This is a genomic window from Enterobacter sp. UPMP2052, assembly GCF_053709675.1.
In genome coordinates this window covers 1-756 of record NZ_JBSKJR010000028.1, presented here as the reverse complement: position 1 = coordinate 756, position 756 = coordinate 1, and the positions used below count along the sequence as shown (strand labels likewise).

The window sequence follows — 756 nt, the reverse complement described above, 5'->3', positions numbered from 1 at the left end:
ACTGCCCTGGTCCGAGTGAACCAGCACCTGTTTTTGGGGATTACGCCGCCATACAGCCATCAGCAGTGCGTTCAGGACAATGTCCTTTGTCATCCGTGATTGCATTGACCAGCCGATAATTTTGCGTGAGAACAGCTCAACAACCACAGCAAGATACAGCCAGCCTTCGTGGGTCCTGACGTAGGTTATGTCCGTTACCCAACGCTTATCCGGAGCATCCGGATTGAACTGTCGCTGGAGCCTGTTGCGATACGATACTGGCCTCGCCTTTGCGTGCCCGCGGGCTACGGTACCCGACCTGAGCCTTTATCCCGGCACGATTCATCAGTCGCCAGACTCTGTTCACTCCGCACTGTTGCCCGCTATCCCGCAAGTCCAGATGGATCTTGCGATAACCATAAACGCAACCGGACTCCAGCCAGAACTGTTTGATCTGTCCCGTCAGTCTCAGATCTACCTGATGGCGCTGGGAATACGGTTGCTTAAACCAGGCGTAAAAGCCACTGGGATGAACATCCAGCACCCTGCAGAGCAGACGAACAGGCCAGCAACGGGAGTTGTCACGAATAAAGGCGTACCTCAGTCGGACAGCTTTGCGAAGTACGCCGCGGCTTTTTTTAATATGTCCCGTTCGTCAGTAACCCGCTTCAACTCCTTCTGGAGTCGGCGGATCTCGGCCTGAGCATCTGACTGTTCTTTATTAGTGGATGAGTCCGGACCGTACTTCTTTATCCAGGCGTAAAGGCTGTGGGTGAT

The 756-nt window shown here is 54.0% G+C and carries 1 pseudogene; it reads right to left on the bottom strand.

What is annotated here, in order from left to right:
* Positions 1 to 756: pseudogene (locus tag ACWKX3_RS24090) on the bottom strand (IS3 family transposase); the annotation flags it as partial.